Raw genomic sequence first — 15,081 nt, forward strand, 5'->3', positions numbered from 1 at the left:
GACTGTTCAAAGGCTGTCAAAGTCAAACGATGGAACATAGCCTGCGCCGAGCAGATGTGGACATTGAGACGGTATGAACTCATCACTTAACAAATCTTCCGAGCCTTTATACTTATCCGTAAAAACACCCGTGATATTTAAAAGAGTATGTGGAAAGGAAGATACGCTGACCTTCTGACTCTCCCTGTCCTTCAGTTTTGAAAGCTTCAGGGATTGCTCACTTGTAATGTTGGGCGATGCCCAGATAAATGCCGACACCGAGAGATCATGTTTATTACCAATCCCATGTCCCAACAACCCTTGACTGTCATCCATCATGTTCTCACCATGATCCGACGCATAAAACAGAACAGCCGCTTTCCCGCTTGACTCCAGCGCACCAATAAATGCATTCAACAGCCAGTCCGTGTACAGGATAGTATTGTCATACTCGGCGGTAATTTTATCCTTCATGCTGTTTGTTGCAGGCTTGAACTGGTCGAAGCTTGCCGGGTATCGACGTGAATACTCGAAATGGCTCCCCTTGATATGAATAAATATGGCTTTCTTTTCCGTGTCTTTTTTCTGCAGTATTTTTTCATACTCCGAAATCAATGCGCCGTCGTAACTCCTCTCAAAATATTGACGGTATTGAGCCTCTGCAGCGATGTTCGGAATGATTCCGCCAAAACTATCCACTTCCTGTGCAGACAACCAATACGTCATGTACCCGGCTGCACGATAGATACCCACCAATGATTTGGTCGACGCAATAGTGTCCCAATCCGATATGGGGTCAAGACTCAGGATTGAAGGAACCGCGTAGGACGTATAGGGGGCTGTCGTACACATTTTTTTGAATTTGAAAATCCCTGTCTGTTTGTCGAGATAGGGGGTCGTTTGCTTGTCATAGCCATAGAGCGACCAGCTGTGCGGCCGTGATGACTCACCAATCACGAACACCACGGTGTCAATATTCGACTGATCCGATTGGCTGGTGATGTTCACTTCATGTTCTCGACGTCGCTGGATAAATCTCTCCGAGTTCGAATACAAGTCTGCAGTCAGCCCCATTTGCGACAAATAACCTATGGGTATGCTTTGATCTTTTGCCAGGAGATCCATGACCGCAGATTTCCCGAAAGAATTCATTTTGACGGTTTTATAAAAATACGCACCATACCCCAGCAGCAAGGCGCTAAAAACCAAAAGAAAAATGCCGTTATTCCTGTACAACTTGCGCTTGTACAGCCCCGCCAATCCCACCCCGTAAAACACTATGAAAATCAGCAGAGCAATACTGATGGACCGCCAATAGGTCGGCAGAAAATCGCTCGCCTCCTTGTAATTGGTCAACCCAACAAACACGTAAGCCGCTGTCAATCTCGAGTTGAAATTCAAAACCAGAAAAAGATCAACAGTCGCGACCAAATAAAACGGCAGCAGAATGACGTGGACCCTGAATTGATTGGACGAAACAAACCGAATAGCCAAAAGCCATAACACCGACATGGCAATCGTGTAGACAACCAGCAAATCAATTTTCGAATATCGATAACTCGTGATTAATTTAATGATCAGCGGTGACAGCAAAAAGGCCCACAGCACCAGATTCGGCCATTCGGCCTTTAACACCTTTAATGAGCATTCGGCAATTTTTTGGTTTTTTTTCATTTTATAATTATTCTCGTGGAATGCTCACTTGCCGCCCCAAGGGGATGTAATAAACGCCCTCGGATCCCATGCCCCGCAGCAGTCGCTCGCCTGCCCAGGCTGAACGATTGCAAGAAATCAATCAACAACTCAACAACAGGTGCGTACTCAATGACACAAAACGTACTATAGTCGCCTTTAGCCATTTCCATTCGCCGTCGCTCATAAAACCAGGCATTGGACCAGTTGTTTTTGAGCAAGGCGTCACAGGGCAAAGCAAGGCCAAACCCTGTCAATGCAACTCAACGGCTAAATTACTTAACATGATGCTCAATTGAAACGCGCTGACGTTCCAATCTGTGCTTGCATTGAAATAGTTTCCAGGAGTTCGGAGATCAGGATGAAATTTTTGGTGGTGGGTGGCGCGGGCTATATCGGCTCACACATGGTCAAGCAACTTCTGACCGCGGGCCACGATCTGGTGGTGGCCGACAACTTCTCAACGGGCCACCGCAGCGCATTGACGGGCGGGGAACTGGTTGAACTGGACATCGCTGATGTGCAGGCGCTGGACGCTCTGTTTGCGAAGCACCGTTTCGATGCCGTGTTCCACTTCGCTTCCTTTATACAGGTGGGCGAATCCGTCACTGAACCTGCCAAGTATTATCAGAATAACTTCGCCGCCACGCTGACACTGCTGCAAGCCATGGTCCGTGCCGGGGTCAAACATTTCATTTTCTCCTCGACCGCCGCCGTATATGGCAACCCGGTGTACGTACCCATTGACGAAGAACACCCCAAGGCCGCGATCAACCCGTACGGGCGCAGCAAGTGGATGGTGGAGCAGACGCTTGAAGATTTCGACCGTGCATACGGTCTCAAGTCGGTCTGCCTGCGCTACTTCAACGCCGCCGGGGCAGATCCTGAAGGACAGTTGGGTGAACGCCATGAACCGGAAACCCATCTGCTGCCCCTGATCCTGCAAGCCGCCTCGGGCCGGCGCACATCGATCACCGTCTATGGCCGTGATTACGACACCCCTGACGGCACGTGCATTCGCGACTATGTCCACGTTACCGATCTCGTCGCCGCTCACGCACTGGCCGTGGATTACCTTCTGGAGGGGGGCGCCAGCACCGCGTTCAACCTCGGCAACGGTCTGGGTTTCTCGGTGCAACAAGTGATCGACACCGCGCGCCGGGTGACCGGCCAGGATATCTGCGTCAACGATGCACCACGCCGTGCCGGCGATCCACCACGTCTTGTGGCCGATCCGGGACGGGCCAATACCCTGCTGGGCTGGACACCGAGATTTGCCACGCTTGAGCAGATTGTGACGCACGCCTGGAACTGGGAGCGCAAGCATCCCTGGCATTGAAAGCAGGCGCTGACGTAAAACGCCGAGCGCCTGAAGGTGAGCGCTAGTAGTAAGAGCGGTTTTGGGGTTCGGCTTTGTTCAGCACCGTGCCAATCAGATTGGCGTTTGCCAGATGATGCAGGCTTTCCTCGATCTCTTTCTTGCTGTTCATCCCGTTGGCGACCACGAGCAAAACGCAATCAAATTTCGGCAAGACCGTAATCACGTCGTCCGAACTCAACACCGGCGGCAAGTCGAAAATCACGATACGTGAGTTGTAGCGATCGCGAAGATCGCTGATCAAATGGCTCACGGCGGGCGATGACAGCACCTCAGTGGACAGCGGAATCGGCTCTCGTGTCGGCAGGACCACAAAACGCGGCAAGGTCGGGTTGACCAGCACGTCCTGCAGTTCGGCTTCATCGGCGAGCAACTCATTGAGCGATTTTTCCATCGGAAGGCCGAGGCAGGCACCCACCTTCGGACGCCGCAAATCGAAGTCGACCAGCAACGCTGTCTTGGTGGTGTGGTGGGCGATGCTCATCGCCAGGTTGATCGCCAACACCGTTTTGCCTGAATCCGGGGTCGGGGAAGTGATGGCAAGCGTGCGCCAGCCGTTTTCTTCCATGGCTTTCAACACCTGCGTGCGCAGCAAATCGAATGCCCCGCCCATGCTCGAATTCTTGTTGTAGGCCACGATGCGATTGCGCTCAAGGTGGTCTGCCCTCAAGGGGACAACCTTGGTTTGCACGTAGCTGAGGGCATTGAGCGTTGCGGAATGCCCAGTCGATGTGGTCACGAGACTCGATGACGCCGGTTGCTCGGCTTTATCGCCCGTGGGCTTGATTATTTCCATGGCTATATTCCTTATTCAAATCGCGCCAGAGCCTTAAACACCAGCAGGTCCAGAGGCATGTAGAAAAAATGCAAAAGGACCAGAAGGCATGCGATCAACACAAATCCACAGAGGATGAGCAGTGTTCGCAATCGCTTGCTGCGCTCAAGTTCTGCCTTGGTGTGAATGTAGGGAATAGTGCCCAGAACGCGTCGACCCAGCACACTGGTCAGGGCTTCAACACCGCGTACACGCTGATTCAACATCTCCAGCAGCATCACCAGCGCACCAGCGCCTACCGGGGCTAGCACAAAGCCCATGGCAACGACTTTCTTGCGGTTGGGCCGGACGGGTTTCTCGGGCATCAACGGCGCCTCAAGAAGCACAAAACGCTCGGCCTTGTTTTCCTGCTCCAGGCTTTCGGAGATCTTCGCCCCCATTTCCTTGGTGCGAATTTCCTCGTACTTCTTGCGAGCGTTGTCATGGTCGCGCATCAACGTGACCAGGCCGCGCTCGACTTGCGGCGTCTCCAGAATCTGCGCCTCGTAGGCGTCTATCTTGCTAAGGAGTTCACGCTTCTGGTCGGCCAGCGACTTGATGCGCGCCTCCGAAGCGGCGACCCGGGCCTGAGCCTTGGCCACCTCCAGGCTGACGGAGCTCACTGCATTCGCCCCCGGCCCCTGAGCGGCCTCGAGTGCGGCTATCTTGCGCTTGACGGCGCGCACATCGGGGTGCGCTTCGGTATAGAGCGACAGCAATCTTGTGTACTCAGCCTTGAGACTGCCCAGATCCTGCGGCTTGTCAGCTTCCGCACCCGTTGCGCCCGGCTTGCTCACGACACCGGCGCTGGCCGCGGAAACTTCCAATTCGTTGAAGCGCAACTCCTCGCGGGCAGCCTTGTAGTCACGGTCGATTTCCTTGAGCTCGGTTTCGGCGCGCGACAGCATATTCATGCGCAATTCCTGATGCTCGGGCAGCGCGTTACTGTGCGCCTGCTTGAAGTCCGCCAGACGGTTCTCCAGGGTTTCCAGTTCAACCCTGAGCTTGTCCGCTTCCTGTGTCAGGAACTCCGTCGTTTCACTGGCTCGCTCGGTGCGCTGCTTGATGTTTTCATCCAGAAACAACGTGACCAGCTCCTTGGCAACCTTGTTCGCGATTTCTGGCTGCTTGTGCTCAAAGCCCAGGCGGAAAGCGATGGTCACCTCCCCGCGCCCCTTCACGGCCGCACTGACCAAGGAAACGCTAATTGCATTGCGCATCTCTTCGATCTTTTCGGTAACGCTCAACCGCCGGCTTTCCGAGGAAAAAAGATTGTATTTATCGATGATCCCTTCCAGGTGCTCGCGGGTCATCACGCGCTGGCGAATGACTTCGATGCGCTCGTCGGCAAAGGTATTGTTATTCGCCGCCACCAGATCGGGGGAAATCTGCTGAGACTCGACCAGAATCGTGCCGGATGACTGATAGACAGGGGGGATGTACATCGCGACCAACACGCTCACGGCAAAAATCACCGCGATACTCACGACCACCAGCACCGCTCGGTGCTTGAGTATTGCTATGTAGTCGTTGACCGACATTTCGTATTCAGAGGCCATAAATACTCACACAGCTGGGTTTCAGAGTTCGGGATAACTATAGGTCAAAGTCAACCCGACGACGTTGGCGGTGGCATCCGGCAAGCCATCTTGCAGGCGTTGTTTGTAGGTGTAGGATAGGCGCGCAACCCAAAAAGGCGAGAGCTCTCGACTGGCCCAGACATTAAAGTTGCGCAGGGTGCTCGGCGATTGCCCTTTGGTTTTTTGCCACGAGGTATCAATGCCGGCCCGGCTGAGTTCGTCGATGGAGTAGCTCCACGTACCCCGCAGATTATTCGACTCGACGAAACCACCATTGCCGTTGGCGATCGTGCTGCGACTGGCGTCGAGGGTCGTGTCAAAACGCTCACCGGCATAGTGCAGGTTGAACCCGCCCTGACCGGTGGGGCCGCTGTTACTGCCCGAAACCTGGTTGGCACCCACATACGCCGAGACCTCGAGCTGCTCGGAGATCTTGTAGTTAAAACCGGTCGTTGGCGTATAGCTGTTTGAGGAGGCCACCCCGGAGCCCGATTTGGGCTCATAGCGCCGCGCGGAAAAACGCGTGAAGAGCTCGACGCGTTCACTCCAGGTGTAATTCCAGCTCAATTGGTTCGAAAGTTCATCGTAAGGGGTCAGCGAACCAATATCGTAATCGACGTTCGTGTATTCAACCTCGTCGATCAGCGAGCTTCTCTCCGTGACCGCGGTACGCCAGTTGCCGCCCAGCGTCGATTGTTTCTGCGTGCCATCGGTCGCAATCACGCCGGTTTCCTGAACCGCGCTGGAGAGGGTCGAGCTCTCGACATAACTCGCCGTCAGCCCGTAAGCACCCTTTTCGGTATCTCGCTGCCAGCCCAGCAACAGTTTCGGGTCTTCACGATTACGAACGATGGATGTGTCAGAGGAGCGAACGACGTTCAATCCAAGACCGATGCGCAACTCATCAAGATCAGACGTTCCGACGAGGCTGAAATCGGGGGCGATGATCGTGCGGGTCACGGCCTTTTTGGCGTCGTCCCCGAGAAGTACCGGATTGCTGTCGTACTCGACGGTCGAAGGCAATGCGATTGACGATTGCCAGGTGGCGGCATAGGCCACCCCCGAATACGGCAACATGAGAATGGCTGTGGCAGCCCCGGTGGTTCGTAGCATAGGAAAGCTTAACCCCAATACGTCGCGCAAGGTCAAGGCACGACCAACGTATCGCCGGCCTGGAGTTCATAGTTGGTGGACATGTCACGCCCGGATATCAGATCGCTGTAATGAACAGGGAGCACCTGCTTGTTCCGCACGACCTTGATGCCATCTTTGTCGGCAAATTTGTCGAGCCCGCCCGCCATACTCAGAACTTGCAGTACCGCCGTCGGCCCCGCCAACTGCACCGACCCGGGTTTCATCACCTTACCCTGGGCGTAGACGAGATTGCCTTTGGGATCACGCACGACCACGCTTACGTTCGGGTCGGGTATGAACTCTTCAAGCTTTTTCGCAATCAGTTTTTCGACAGCCGATGTATCAAGCCCGGCTACTGCGACTCGCCCCACCAGCGGGAAGTTGATGCTGCCATCGGGAAGTACGTGCACCTCCTCCTTGAGCGTGTCTTCTCGCCAAACGGAAACAAAAACGACGTCCCCTGGATTGAGAAGGTAAGCCGCGTTATTTTCGCTGGCAGTGGTAATGCCTGACCAGACAGACAGCGCACAGAGCGCAGGTAACAGTAAACGCAACATCGGGATCCCTCCGCCTAAGTAGCCTTGCCAGGAGTTTCACACAAAAGCGGAGTCAAATCACGCTCTTCCCTCTCTTGTCCAAAAAAACACAAGAGAGCAATCGGATCGAGCTTATCGGCGGATAATTTCATCTGACACTACCTCAGACAGCGAAATTTTTTTTATTAAACAACAACTTAGAACAAAACAAATCAGCCCGCACCAACTTCGTCAATTTTATTGCGTTATAGTCGACAGCCATTTTTACTTAGCAAAAATGGCAACCCACCCACACCATCGCCCCCCCTGCACTTTATTCTGCACAACTAACCCGCATCACGTTCAACTAATCAAACGCCATTTAAATTCAGTAAATCAACTTTAACTAAATCCCCATCAAACCTCTGCATCCTGGCCGACCGAACTTACACTTTCCGTCGATTCGCAACCATGATGAAACCAAATAGCGCGGAAGAAAATAACCAGGCGACCGCCGATAGCGGTACCGCCTTCGGCTGATCAGAAACACCGGTCAAACCCGTGTCCTGGCTAGTCAAGTTTATCGCGACCCGGTCGCTGGCACTCGCCGTCATTAAACCGTCGCAAGATGAAACGTTGACACTTTCCGTCGAGCCGGAATGATGAGTGACACTACTGAATTTAGCCGATTGAGTGCCATCGAAATAGACATCGGTCACCAATGAAGGCACACCAAGGCCGTTTCCGAAAGTAAGTAGTTCGCTACCGGAAGCCTCTTCGGGACCCGCACCGACTTGCGACCTTAATGAATCGCAAGCGTTACTCATGCGATTATATTCATTGACAAAAGTGGTCGCCTGCGCATTAAAAACCGCCGCACCATTAACGAGCATCAGAGCCAAAACGGATTTAATGACAAGTGTCGGACGCATAGGAGAGCCTCCCTGCACAGAGGTGATTCTTTTTTTGGATGGAGGTGTTTTTCTTCGGCTTAAATTGAGCGTATAAGCACATAGCCAGTACGTCAATAGCTCGTCACGATAATAAATATAAATAAAAACCGACGGAGAATGGCGTCAAATAATCGACAGAACAAACGGCTCCGACGCCAGGCAAATGAACTGTTTGCCCGGCGATCGCCTCGCCTTGAGCATTCATCAGCAACAAGAAGCGCTCTCAAATAACTTTATTGTTATCTTCTCGAAAGTTAGCGATGGTTTCGAAAACAAACATCAAGATTTCCGTAGGTTACATGAGAAGCGATAACGCTCAAGTCGCCACAAAAAGTTGCCTTTACCCCTCACTACGGCCTGTAGAAACCCCACTGTTCGATGCCGTCTCCCGCCTGTCAAAGCCTGTTACGTTCGTCGGCTGAGTGGACGGCGGAAAACCGACGCGGAGCTCCTTGCCTGGTTCATATACCTGATGCCAACTTGAGCTGACGGTACGCCTCCACCAGTTGATCGAGGGTGAACGCGAGATTTCGGCCACTGGGATTGGGCAGAACCCAGACCGCGGCATTGCCGAAGGTCTTGGGTTGGCGCCCCCAGGCAACGTCTCGCTGGCCCGATAATGCGCAATACGCCGCCTTACCGAGAAACGCCACGAATCGGGGCGCATAGCGCGTGATTTTCTGCTCGAAGGCCGCAGCGGCCGCAGTGAACTCATGGAAGGACAGCTGATCGGCACGCGCCGTTGGCCGTTCCACCACCGCCGTCAAACCACATTGGTACTGCAGGATCGTCCGGTCGTTTTCCGCACGCACCTCCTGCGGCGTGAAACCGGCAAGATGGAGTGTGCGCCAGAAGCGATTGCCGCGACCCGCAAAATGATGCCCTTGGGCCGCGGCCATCACGCCTGGATTGATCCCGCAGAAAATCACGGCAAGGTGTTCGGCCAGAATATCTTCAAGTCCTTCACCCACCGCAGATCACGCTGACCGCATTGCGTGCCAGTTCCGTCAACTCCTCGCGGGATTTGCCCGCCCGGGCACGAATCGAAATGCTGTGCAGAAGGGACGCCGCGAGAACGGCAAGGGCTCCGGTGTCGACATCGCTTTTCAATTCGCCGCGATCAATGGCCACCCGCAGACGCGCTTCCAGATCCGCATCGAGCCTGCTGAGACGATCGGAGAGAACGTCGCGTATTTCCGGGTCCTCCACCGCTTCGGTTGTCGCCGTGCCGATTGCGAAGCAGCCACGGGGCTGGCCCTCGCCCGAAAAGTAAATCGACAACTGCCCCTCATAAAACCGCGTCAGCGCCTCGCGCAAGGTCAGTGCGGGGTCCGTCAACGCTTCGTGCATGGACGCCACGGCGAACTCCCAATACTGCTCAAGCGCCTTGATGTACAGCGAGTGTTTGTCGCCGAACGCCGCATAGAGGCTTGGGCGATTCATGCCTGCCGCAGTGGCGATGCTGTCGAGCGAAGCGCCGGAATAACCGGTGCTCCAGAACACACCAAGCGCTTGCTGCAGCGCTGTCTGCGGGTCATAGGCGCGAGGCCGGCCCCGGCCTTTGCCCTCTGGAACTTTATTTTGTGCCATGTCGTACAAAATCCTTGAATGAAGGTGAATGCAGGGATATTCTTACACCATCGCACAAAATTAAGGAACCAAAAGTTCCTCGGCGTCAGGTTTGTTGAAGCGAAGCTCGAACCGGGTATTGCGGCGACGAAACAGCGGCAGCGGAGCCACCCTCCCCACTGCCCACCGGTTGGCTTTCTCACGGCAATTATTAACGTCAGGGCCGCAGGCGATTTTTGCAGCTGTTAGCCCGACTTCCCGGTTAAAGGTGCATTCGATCATGACTAAACAGTTCGACATCCCGGCTTCCCAAGCCATTGAACACCCAGGACCGGCCAAAAAGCCGCTCAAGGAAAAACTGCGCCCATGGCTTATGTTCGGCGTGCCCGCCCTCTTCGCGGTGGTGGGTTATACCCATTACATGGCCGGCCAGCCTTTCGTTTCGACCGACAACGCCTACGCCCGGGTGGCAAAAGCTTCGATCAACGCACGGGTTTCCGGGCAAGTGATCACTATCGCGGTCGAGGACAATCAGCAGGTACATAAAGGCCAGGTTCTGTTTCAGATAGATCCCAAGCCCTTCCAGATCGCGGTCAACCGTGCCGAAGCCCAGTTAAGTGTGGCGCGGCTGCGCATCGACGGGCTCAAGGCCAGCTACCGGCAGCAGCAAGCTGAATTGCAATCGGCCAAAGAGTCGGCCGAATTCGATCAGCGCGAATTTGCCCGGAAAAAAGCGCTGGTCGCGTCCGAGTTCGTTTCACGGGCCATTTATGAGCGCGCCGATACCGACGTCAAAGTCTCACGGCAACGCATTGCCTCGATCGAACAACAGATCGCCAGCACCGTGGTCGCCTTGAACGGCAACCCGAATATCGAAGTCGACAGTCATCCCAGCGTTCGCGAAGCCAAGGCGCAGCTCGACGAAGCGCAGTTGTATCTCTCCTACGCCACGGTGTATGCGCCGGATGACGGCATCGTGGCCAAGGTCGACGACCTGCAGGTCGGCAACTATGTGAACAACGGTGCGCCAGCGTTTGCACTGATATCCGATCACGAGATCTGGGTGGAAGCCAACTTCCGCGAAACGGAAGTCACCCATATGCGCCCCGGCCAGGAAGCGACCATACGCATCGACACCTACCCTGATCACCTGTTCAAGGCCCATGTCACCAGCATGAGCCCTGGCGCCGGATCGGACTTCGCCCTGCTGCCACCGGAAAATGCCACCGGCAACTGGGTCAAGGTTGTCCAGCGGGTGCCGGTTCGTCTCGAACTGGACGAAGTGAACCCCGACCTGCCGCTGTATTCCGGCACCAGCGCCACGGTCAAGGTCGACACGGGCCACAGCACGCCATGGTGGCAGCCGCTTAAAGCACTGTTGACCGCAGGTAACTCCTGATGAACGCCAACGCGATTGCAACCCCGCAGGACGGTGGTGCGCGCTCGCTCAGGTTCGCCGCGCTACTGGCGACCTACATGCAGTCCGCCAACCTGCCCTTGCCGAACTCGGCACTGCGGTTTATCCAGGGCAGCCTGTCGATGACCGACGACCAGGCCGGGTGGATATTCACCGCGTACCTCGGTGCCAGCGCCATCACCCTGCCGCTTGCGCAGTGGCTTGCCGGGCGTTTTGGCGTGAAGCTCGTGTATCAGGCCGCGCTTGTCTTGTTCATCGTCGGCTTGTGGCTCGCCACGGCTGCAACGACGCCACTGGAATTCGTCGGCGCGCGGATTGTTCAGGGCATTGCCAGCGGCGTGTTGGGGCCGCTCTCCATGGGAATTTCCCTGGAGACGTTGCCAGCGGCGCGGCGGCCGAAATTTGGCGCGGTGTTCACCGCCGTTGTGCTCCTGGGCATTGCCACCGGCCCGACTGTCGGCGGTTGGCTCAGCGACGGTTACGGCTGGCGTTCGATGTTCTACGCCAGCATTCCGCTGTCGGTGTTCATCTTTCTGGTGGTGGCACTGCTGCTGGCGGAAAAAAAGGCCGAGACAAAACCGCCCTATGACTTCTTCGGCTTCGGCACCTTCACCCTGAGCATGATCGGCCTGCAAATGCTCCTCGACCGGGGTGAGCGACTGGACTGGTTTGCCTCGACCGAGATCTGGATCGAAGCGATCGCTTTTGTGCTGGGGATGTACCTGTTTGTCGTGCACGTCCTGACGACCAAAGTGCATTTCATCAACAAGAGCCTGCTCAGGGATCGCAACTTCGTGCTGTCGACGGTGATCTTTTTCGCCCTTGGCTTCGTGCTGTTGTCGACCATGGCGCTGACCTCGCCAATGCTGGACGAAATACTCGGCTATCCGCCCGTCACCACAGGCTTGATGACGCTGCCGCGCGGTGCGGGGCTTGTCGGGTCGTTCATCCTGATGAGCCGTTATTCCGACCGATACGACCAACGCCTGTTCGTGGCGGCGGGCATTGCACTGGTGGCGTATGCCAACTGGATGATGCTCGGTTATTCGCCGTTGATGGACTGGTCGCCGGTGGCAATTGCCGGGGCCATCCAGGGGATCGGCCTGGGCATCCTGATGCCGTCGATCAGCAAAGTGGCGTTCAACACTCTCGACCCCAAGTTACGTCCGGAAGGCACCGGTTTCTTCAATCTGATGCGCGCTTATGGCAGCACCCTGGGCGTTGCGGTCGTGCAGTTGTACTTCTTCAACAATACCCAGGCGATGCACATGGCGCTGGCCAGCAACCTGACGCCTTATCGCGCCGCTGCGCATTCGCTGGTGTCGGCCCCCTTGCCGGCGCTGGCGGGGCTCAACGAAATGATCACCGGCCAGGCCGCGTTCATCGCCGTGCTCGACCAGTTCAAGATTTTGATGGTGGTGATGCTGGTGGTGAGTCCGCTGGTTGTCTTTCTTCGTAAACCCGTTTCGACCAACTAGTTTTCGTGGAGTGTGCCAAATGAAATCCCGTCATCTGTTCCCGACGAAAATCAGTGCGCTGTCGACCCTGATCTTCCTGTCCGCCTGCACCGTTGGCCCTGACTTCAAATCCCCCGACCCCAGCACCTCGCAGCACTATGACCAACAAGCCGAACAGCGTCTTGGCCAGGGCCGCAACAAGCCCGGTGAACAACGCATCGAACTGGGCAAAAAGGTCGGCGGTGAGTGGTGGTCAGCCTTTCGCTCGCCAAAACTCGATCAGGTAGTGCGCCGTGCCATCGACGGCAATCTTGAACTGGTAGCCGCCGACGCAACGATCCGCCAGGCCGCCTCCTCTGTCGCCGCGGCGGAGGGCGCCCTGTATCCGCAAGTCGATTTCGGTGCCCAGGCGGGCCGCGCACGGACGCACAATGCCAAGGACCCTTCGATCTCCAACTTCTATGCGATTGGTCCGCGGGTGGGTTTCGACCTTGACGTGTTCGGCGGTAACAAGCGCCAGGTCGAAGAACAGCAAGCCTTCACCGATCTACAGAAGCATCGCTACGAAGCGGCGTACCTGACCCTGACTGGCGATGTCGCCAGCCAGGCATTGCTGGTGGCCTCGGCCAACGCGCAGATGCGTGCCGTCGAGAAGCTGCTGGCCAACGACACCAAGAACCTCGAACTGGTGCGCATGGCCCACGCCAATGGCAGCACCACACAGATCGATGTGTCGCTGGCCGAAACCCGGCTCGCTCAAGACCGCACCCTGTTGCCCCCCCTCGCCCAGCAACGCGATTCGGCACGCCATGCGCTGTCGGTCCTGACCGGCAAAGGCCCCGCTGACTGGATAGCGCCGGACTTCGATCTTGCCGAGTTCGCCTTGCCGTCCAACGTGCCCGTCAGTTTGCCCTCGGAAATGGCCCACGACCGGCCGGACATCCTGCAAGCCGAGGCGGAGCTGCACATAGCCAATGCCGCCGTTGGCGTCGCCACGGCCAACCTCTATCCCCATGTCACGCTGTCCGCGTCACTGGCGCAGGCCGCTTCGGGCAACGGCGGCGCAGCGCTCTGGGGCTTCGCCGCGGGCATCGCCGGGCCGATCTTCGATGGCGGCACGCTCAAGGCTGAACGCCAGGCGGCCATCGACGGCTACAAGGCAACGCTGGCCGGCTACCAACAGACCGTCATCACGTCGTTCGGCCAGGTCGCGGACACCTTGCAGGCCATCAACCACGACGCCGAGGAAAACCTCGCCCAGGAAGATGCACTGCGGGCAGCCGAGACCAGTTTTCGCCTGAACCAGCAAGCCTACGCACAAGGCGAGAACAGCATCCTCCAGGTACTGGAAGCGGAGCGTGCCTATGAACAGGCGCTGCTGGGGCAGATCCGGGTGAAGACCGCGCAATACCTCGACACCGTGCGTTTGTTTGTTGCGCTCGGCGGTAACTCCGTCGGCGTCTTCGAGCAACGACTGGCCTCTCGCGACGAACGAAAACCTTCATACCAGTAGCGCCGCCGCGCATTCACGAACACTTACACGAGTGGTCACTTGCCCATGCGGGCGTGGCCCCAGGCACTGGAGTAGAGACATGTCTTACGAACCCATTTTCGATGCACTTCGCGAAACCCGGTTTCCCCTGGTCAACGGCTCCGGCGACATACCGGCCGTTGGCTTCGGTACGTTGTTCAAGGATCTGAGCGTGACCACCCAGGCGATCACACACGCACTGGAAACAGGCTTTCGCCATTTCGATTGCGCTGAACGTTATCGAAATGAAGACAGGGTCGGCGAGGCATTCAAAGCGTTTCTGGAGACAGGCAAGGCCCGGCGCGAAGACCTGTTCATCACCACCAAGCTATGGAACACCAACCATCGCCCGGAGCGGGTGTTGCCCGCGTTCGAGGCGAGCTGCCGGCGCCTGCAAGTCGACTACATCGACTGCTACCTCATCCATACGCCCTTTGCCTTCCAGCCCGGCGACGACCAGGACCCACGAGACGCATTCGGGCATGTCATCTACGACGGCGGCGTGACCCTGATAGAGACCTGGCGGGCAATGGAGCGCCTGGTGGATGAAGGCCGGTGCAAGTCCATTGGTTTGTCCGATATCACCCTGCAAGCCTTAAAAGAGATCGTCGCCCAGGCGCGGATCAAGCCCGCCGTGGTGCAGGTCGAGTCCCACCCTTATCTGCCCGAATGGGAACTGCTGGAATTCTGTCAGGCCCACGGAATCATCGTTCTGGCGTTTGCGCCACTGGGCCATGGCATGGAGCCGAACGTGCTGGAAGACGAGGTCATTACCGGCATCGCCCGGCGTCTGCAAAAGAGCCCGGCGCAAGTCGCACTGGCCTGGTCGGTACAACGCGGCGTCGCTTTTCTGACCACCTCTGCAACACTGAGCCATATTCGCGAGAACTTTGATATTGCAACCCTGCCCCATCGGGCCATGCATGAAATCCGTCAGGATATTACGACGCGGATACGCTTCAATTCGGTGGTGGAAACCGGCGTACCGGGATTCATCCCGCGCAAGAAGTAACACGCGACGAAGGGCGGCCCGGTGCCGGGCCGCCCTTTTTTACGTTTCGG

Annotated in this window: 13 protein-coding genes; 5 read left to right on the top strand and 8 right to left on the bottom strand. The window is 56.5% G+C overall.

Features of this window, described 5'->3' with window-relative positions:
* Positions 1-6: 6 nt before the first annotated feature.
* Entirely contained in the window at positions 7-1,653 is a 1,647-nt protein-coding gene (locus AC1Q6D_RS04750; protein WP_103405026.1) for a phosphoethanolamine transferase, read from the bottom strand.
* 379 nt (positions 1,654-2,032) lie between these two features.
* Between AC1Q6D_RS04750 and galE the strand changes: the two genes are divergently transcribed.
* Complete coding sequence (gene galE / locus AC1Q6D_RS04755; RefSeq protein ID WP_103405027.1) at positions 2,033-3,010, top strand: UDP-glucose 4-epimerase GalE; 978 nt, start codon at positions 2,033-2,035, stop codon at positions 3,008-3,010.
* A gap of 43 nt (positions 3,011-3,053) precedes the next feature.
* On the opposite strand, the gene AC1Q6D_RS04760 is transcribed toward galE, so the two are convergent.
* The 7 genes from AC1Q6D_RS04760 to AC1Q6D_RS04790 all read right to left on the bottom strand — a co-directional run bounded on the left by AC1Q6D_RS04760 (position 3,054) and on the right by AC1Q6D_RS04790 (position 9,635).
* Positions 3,054-3,845, bottom strand: a complete 792-nt coding sequence (locus AC1Q6D_RS04760; protein WP_103405028.1) for a CpsD/CapB family tyrosine-protein kinase — start codon at positions 3,843-3,845, stop codon at positions 3,054-3,056.
* Between the two features lie 11 nt (positions 3,846-3,856).
* Positions 3,857-5,422: a GumC family protein gene (locus AC1Q6D_RS04765; protein ID WP_103405029.1), complete on the bottom strand. Its 1,566-nt coding sequence runs from the start codon at positions 5,420-5,422 to the stop codon at positions 3,857-3,859.
* A 21-nt stretch (positions 5,423-5,443) separates the two neighbouring features.
* On the bottom strand, positions 5,444-6,556 hold the full coding sequence (locus AC1Q6D_RS04770) for a porin family protein (RefSeq protein ID WP_103405030.1): 1,113 nt from the start codon (positions 6,554-6,556) through the stop codon (positions 5,444-5,446).
* 32 nt (positions 6,557-6,588) lie between these two features.
* On the bottom strand, positions 6,589-7,134 hold the full coding sequence (locus tag AC1Q6D_RS04775; protein ID WP_047530453.1) for a polysaccharide biosynthesis/export family protein: 546 nt from the start codon (positions 7,132-7,134) through the stop codon (positions 6,589-6,591).
* Positions 7,135-7,538: 404 nt separating this feature from the next.
* The gene (locus tag AC1Q6D_RS04780) at positions 7,539-8,024 is read right to left on the bottom strand and encodes a hypothetical protein (RefSeq protein ID WP_103405405.1); all 486 of its coding nucleotides are present in this window, start codon (positions 8,022-8,024) and stop codon (positions 7,539-7,541) included.
* Between the two features lie 482 nt (positions 8,025-8,506).
* Positions 8,507-9,016 (bottom strand): G/U mismatch-specific DNA glycosylase, encoded by a 510-nt coding sequence (gene mug, locus AC1Q6D_RS04785; RefSeq protein ID WP_103405406.1) that lies wholly within the window; start codon positions 9,014-9,016, stop codon positions 8,507-8,509.
* Entirely contained in the window at positions 9,009-9,635 is a 627-nt protein-coding gene (locus AC1Q6D_RS04790) for a TetR/AcrR family transcriptional regulator (protein WP_103405407.1), read from the bottom strand. Before AC1Q6D_RS04790 ends, mug begins: the two co-directional genes overlap by 8 nt.
* A gap of 259 nt (positions 9,636-9,894) precedes the next feature.
* On the opposite strand from AC1Q6D_RS04790, the gene AC1Q6D_RS04795 reads away from it, so the two are divergent.
* From AC1Q6D_RS04795 to AC1Q6D_RS04810, 4 genes are all read left to right on the top strand, one after another.
* The gene (locus AC1Q6D_RS04795) at positions 9,895-11,013 is read left to right on the top strand and encodes an HlyD family secretion protein (protein ID WP_103405408.1); all 1,119 of its coding nucleotides are present in this window, start codon (positions 9,895-9,897) and stop codon (positions 11,011-11,013) included.
* Positions 11,013-12,509 (top strand): DHA2 family efflux MFS transporter permease subunit, encoded by a 1,497-nt coding sequence (locus tag AC1Q6D_RS04800; RefSeq protein ID WP_103405409.1) that lies wholly within the window; start codon positions 11,013-11,015, stop codon positions 12,507-12,509. Before AC1Q6D_RS04795 ends, AC1Q6D_RS04800 begins: the two co-directional genes overlap by 1 nt.
* A gap of 19 nt (positions 12,510-12,528) precedes the next feature.
* Positions 12,529-14,001 carry an efflux transporter outer membrane subunit gene (locus AC1Q6D_RS04805; RefSeq protein WP_103405410.1) on the top strand — a complete coding sequence of 491 codons (1,473 nt, stop codon included), beginning with the start codon at positions 12,529-12,531 and terminating at the stop codon, positions 13,999-14,001.
* A 79-nt stretch (positions 14,002-14,080) separates the two neighbouring features.
* Positions 14,081-15,031: an aldo/keto reductase gene (locus AC1Q6D_RS04810; RefSeq protein ID WP_103405411.1), complete on the top strand. Its 951-nt coding sequence runs from the start codon at positions 14,081-14,083 to the stop codon at positions 15,029-15,031.
* Positions 15,032-15,081 lie beyond the last annotated feature (50 nt).

Source organism: Pseudomonas sp. MT92, assembly GCF_058792515.1.

What these genes read in the sequence shown, in the direction of transcription:
- AC1Q6D_RS04750 (WP_103405026.1), bottom strand. Translation starts at nt 1,653, where the DNA reads ATGAAAAAAAACCAAAAAATTGCCGAATGCTCATTAAAGGTGTTAAAG.
- galE (WP_103405027.1), top strand. Translation starts at nt 2,033, where the DNA reads ATGAAATTTTTGGTGGTGGGTGGCGCGGGCTATATCGGCTCACACATG.
- AC1Q6D_RS04760 (WP_103405028.1), bottom strand. Translation starts at nt 3,845, where the DNA reads ATGGAAATAATCAAGCCCACGGGCGATAAAGCCGAGCAACCGGCGTCA.
- AC1Q6D_RS04765 (WP_103405029.1), bottom strand. Translation starts at nt 5,422, where the DNA reads ATGGCCTCTGAATACGAAATGTCGGTCAACGACTACATAGCAATACTC.
- AC1Q6D_RS04770 (WP_103405030.1), bottom strand. Translation starts at nt 6,556, where the DNA reads ATGCTACGAACCACCGGGGCTGCCACAGCCATTCTCATGTTGCCGTAT.
- AC1Q6D_RS04775 (WP_047530453.1), bottom strand. Translation starts at nt 7,134, where the DNA reads ATGTTGCGTTTACTGTTACCTGCGCTCTGTGCGCTGTCTGTCTGGTCA.
- AC1Q6D_RS04780 (WP_103405405.1), bottom strand. Translation starts at nt 8,024, where the DNA reads ATGCGTCCGACACTTGTCATTAAATCCGTTTTGGCTCTGATGCTCGTT.
- AC1Q6D_RS04790 (WP_103405407.1), bottom strand. Translation starts at nt 9,635, where the DNA reads ATGGCACAAAATAAAGTTCCAGAGGGCAAAGGCCGGGGCCGGCCTCGC.
- AC1Q6D_RS04795 (WP_103405408.1), top strand. Translation starts at nt 9,895, where the DNA reads ATGACTAAACAGTTCGACATCCCGGCTTCCCAAGCCATTGAACACCCA.
- AC1Q6D_RS04800 (WP_103405409.1), top strand. Translation starts at nt 11,013, where the DNA reads ATGAACGCCAACGCGATTGCAACCCCGCAGGACGGTGGTGCGCGCTCG.
- AC1Q6D_RS04805 (WP_103405410.1), top strand. Translation starts at nt 12,529, where the DNA reads ATGAAATCCCGTCATCTGTTCCCGACGAAAATCAGTGCGCTGTCGACC.
- AC1Q6D_RS04810 (WP_103405411.1), top strand. Translation starts at nt 14,081, where the DNA reads ATGTCTTACGAACCCATTTTCGATGCACTTCGCGAAACCCGGTTTCCC.